This is a genomic window from uncultured Thermus sp., from assembly GCF_938010445.1.
In the GTDB taxonomy this organism is placed as follows: Bacteria; Deinococcota; Deinococci; order Deinococcales; family Thermaceae; genus Thermus; species Thermus altitudinis.
The window spans coordinates 1-3263 of record NZ_CALLUR010000158.1 but is presented as its reverse complement, the minus strand read 5'-3'; the positions used below and the strand labels follow the sequence as shown (position 1 = coordinate 3263).

General features: G+C 67.5%; 4 protein-coding genes. 3 read left to right on the top strand and 1 reads right to left on the bottom strand.

The features are described from left to right. Positions 1 to 657: metallophosphoesterase family protein (locus Q0693_RS08810; RefSeq protein ID WP_298630872.1), on the top strand; the 657-nt coding region annotated here is incomplete at its 5' end. Here Q0693_RS08810 and queG read toward each other — a convergent pair. Further along, positions 565 to 1713, bottom strand: coding sequence for a tRNA epoxyqueuosine(34) reductase QueG (gene queG / locus Q0693_RS08805; protein WP_298630869.1), 1149 nt, complete (start codon positions 1711 to 1713; stop codon positions 565 to 567). The genes Q0693_RS08810 and queG overlap by 93 nt on opposite strands. A gap of 31 nt (positions 1714 to 1744) precedes the next feature. On the opposite strand from queG, the gene Q0693_RS08800 reads away from it, so the two are divergent. Both Q0693_RS08800 and Q0693_RS08795 read left to right on the top strand, forming a co-directional pair. Further along, positions 1745 to 2743, top strand: a complete 999-nt coding sequence (locus Q0693_RS08800; RefSeq protein WP_298630866.1) for a homoserine dehydrogenase — start codon at positions 1745 to 1747, stop codon at positions 2741 to 2743. Between the two features lie 4 nt (positions 2744 to 2747). Beyond that, positions 2748 to 3263: Uma2 family endonuclease (locus Q0693_RS08795; RefSeq protein WP_298630863.1), on the top strand; the 516-nt coding region annotated here is incomplete at its 3' end.

The following is a 3263-nucleotide window of genomic DNA, read 5'->3' as shown; positions in this document are numbered from 1 at the left end:
GAGGCGGCCCTCGAGGCCCTGAGACAAGAAGGCGTGGACGAGGTCCTGGTCCTGGGGGACCTGGTGGGCTACGGCCCCCACCCCAAACAGGTGATCGGCCGCCTCATCAAGGAAGGGCTTCCCGCCATCGCCGGGGCCTGGGACCTGAGGGTAGCCTACCCCTTGCCGGGCACCCTACCCGAAGGGGTGGGCAAGGCCACCTGGGAATGGACCCGGTCCCAACTTTCGGAAAGGGAACTCCACTACCTCCGCTCCCTAAGGCTTTCCCACCGGAAAGTTTACGGGGAAAACCGGCTGGTGGCCTTCCACGGCACCCCTGGTGACCCCGAGAGACACCTGGACCTTCTGGGCCCCGCCAACGAGCTCCTGCCCCATCTGGAGCGCTACGGTGCCGCCACCCTCCTCCTAGGAGGCCGGCACCTGCCCCTATCCCGCCGGGTGGGCAGGGGCCTGGTGGCGGATCCCGGAAGCGTGGGCCTCTCCTTGAGTGGGGAACCCGGGGCCGACGCCATGGTCCTGGACACGGAGACCCTCGAGGTCCGCTTTCTCAAGGTACCCTATGACCTAGGCCCCCTGATCTTTGACCTCCGGGCCTGGGGGCTTCCTCCCATCCTGGAAAAGGTCTACCGCACGGGGCGCTTCCCCAAGGAGGAATAGGGCCTCAGCCCTAACCTCCTCATCCGGGTCCTGGAGGAAACCCTCAATGGGCTTCCCCGCCCGGTGGAGGGCGTGAAGGGCCGTGCGGCGCACCAGGGGATGGGGGTCTTTGGCCGCCACCGCCATGAGGCCCTCCCCAAGGCCGAGATTGCTCAACACGATAAGGGCATTCCGGGCCATGCGGGCCCTTCCCGGGCGGGCGAAGGCGGTATCCCCGAACTTGCGCTGAAAGCCTCTTCCCGAAAGGCGGAAGAACTCCTCCAGGTCGGGATGGGCCAGCTCGGGCTCTGGCCGAAAACCCCGCCACACCTTGCCGAACCGGTCCCAGGGGCACACCTCCTGGCAGAGGTCGCACCCCAAAAGCCACTCCCCCACCCCCGGCCAAACCGCCGGCGGGATGAAGCCCTTGTGCTCCACGGTGAGGTAGCTCACGCACACCCGGGCGTCCAAGGTGCCATCCCCCAGAAGGGCCCCCGTAGGACAGGAGACCAGGCAACGGGTACAGCGCCCACAACGGTTAGGGTGCGGAGGGGCGACCTCCACCGCCAACGAGGTGAGGAGGACGCCCACAAGGGTATGCACGCCAAAGGCCGGCGAGAGGAACATGCCGCTTTTCCCAATCCAGCCCACCCCGGTAAGGGCCGCCAGGGTGCGCTCGGGGATGGGCCCGTGGTCCACGTAACCCCTGGCCTGTACCCCAAGGCTTTGGGCCAGGGCCTCCAGGGCCCTTAGCTCCTCCCCCAGAAGCCGGTGGTAGTCCCGCACCCAGGCGTAGCGGGCCACCCGGCCCACCCTGAGGCCCCCAGGGGGCACCCCGGGGTCGGGGTAGGCGTAGGGGGCAAAGAGGAGAAGGGCGCTTTGCGCCCAGGGAAAGCGGTGTTTGGGGTGAAAGCGAGCCTCCACCCCCTTGGCCAAATAGGCCATACCCCCATGCCGCCCCTCGGCTAAAAAGCGGCGGAAGCGGCCTTCGGCCTCTTCCGGTAGGGCCAAGGGGGCCCAGGCGTAAAGAAGCCCCCGCTCCCGAAGGGCCCCTTCCAAAAGCCAGCGGGCCTCCACACCTCCACTTTAGACGGGTATAATCCCCCGCATGGAAGAGGTGAAGATCGCCCTCCTGGGCGGGGGGACCGTGGGCAGTGCCTTCTACGCCTTGGTCCAGGAACGCCTGGAGGACTTCCAGGCCCTGGGCTACGCTCCCAAGTTCCTGGGGGTCCTGGTGCGGGATAGGGCCAAGCCCCGGCCCATTCCCGAGGAGCTCCTCCGCACCGAACCCCCGGACCTCCTACAGGCGGACGTGGTGGTGGAGGCCATGGGCGGGGTAAAGACGCCTTTGGCCCTGGTCCTGCCCGCCCTGGAGGCCGGCATCCCCCTCATCACCGCCAACAAGGCCCTTTTGGCGGAGGCCTGGGAGGCCTTACGCCCCTATGCCGAGGAAGGGCTCATCTACCACGAGGCCAGCGTGATGGCCGGCACCCCGGCCCTTTCCTTTTTGGAAACCCTCAGGGGAAGCCGGCTTTTGGAGCTCCACGGGATCCTAAACGGCACCACCCTCTACATCCTGCAGGAGATGGAAAAGGGGCGGACCTACGGGGAGGCCCTCCTCGAGGCCCAGCGCCTGGGCTACGCCGAGGCGGATCCCACCCTGGACGTGGAGGGCATAGACGCCGCCCACAAGCTCACCCTTCTGGCCAGGCTCCTGGTGGACCCTGGCTTCCCTTTTTCGGAGGTGCAAACCCAAGGCGTCACCCGCCTTACCCCGGAAGCCCTCCAGAGGGCCCAAGGCCAAGGGGAAAGGGTGCGCCTGGTGGCAAGCCTCTATGGGGAAGGGGGGCGCTGGCGGGCGGCGGTGGCCCCCCGGCGCCTGCCCCAGGACCACCCCTTGGCCCGGGCCCAGGGCAACATCCTCTGGGTGCGCGCCCATCCCCTGGGGGAGGTCTACGTCACCGGCCCCGGGGCCGGCGGAGGGGCCACGGCCAGCGGCCTCCTTGGTGATCTTTTCCGCTTCCTGTCCGGGCACCTGGGCCACCTGCCCGCCCCTGCCCCCACCCCTCCCTTGGCGGAGGGAAGCCCTTTGCCCAAGGTAGAATGAAGCCGTGCCCTTCCTGGACCTCCTCCGCGCCGTGAGCGATGAGGAACTCCACCAGCTTTCGGCCAAGAATCCCGGCTGGCAGCTGGAGCGGTGGAAAGACGGGAGGCTTATGGTGTCGCCGAGAGGGGGAGAAAGCGGCTACCTGGAAGCCCTCCTCCTAGGCCAGCTTTACCGCTGGAACCAGCAGAGGGGTCTAGGCCTTGTATTCAGCTCGGCCACCGGGTTCAAGCTTCCCGATGGTTCCCTCCTCTCCCCCGACGCCGCCTTCGTATTCCGGGATCGCTGGCTAGGCCTCTTTCCAGAGGAACGGGAGGCCTTCCCCCCCTTAGCCCCAGATGTGGCCTTTGAAATCCGCTCCCGAAGCCAGACCCTGGAGGAACTCCGGCAAAAGGCCCGGGCCTATCTGGCCAACGGCACCCGGGTGGTGGTCCTCCTGGACCCTTACACCCACCGGGTGGAGGTCCACCGCCAAGGAGGCGCAAAGGAGTATTCGGACCCGCAAAGGATTCCCCTAGACCCC

Bases quoted from the DNA above. Each gene is read 5' to 3' on its own strand.
- Q0693_RS08800 (WP_298630866.1), top strand. From the start codon at position 1,745: ATGGAAGAGGTGAAGATCGCCCTCCTGGGCGGGGGGACCGTGGGCAGT.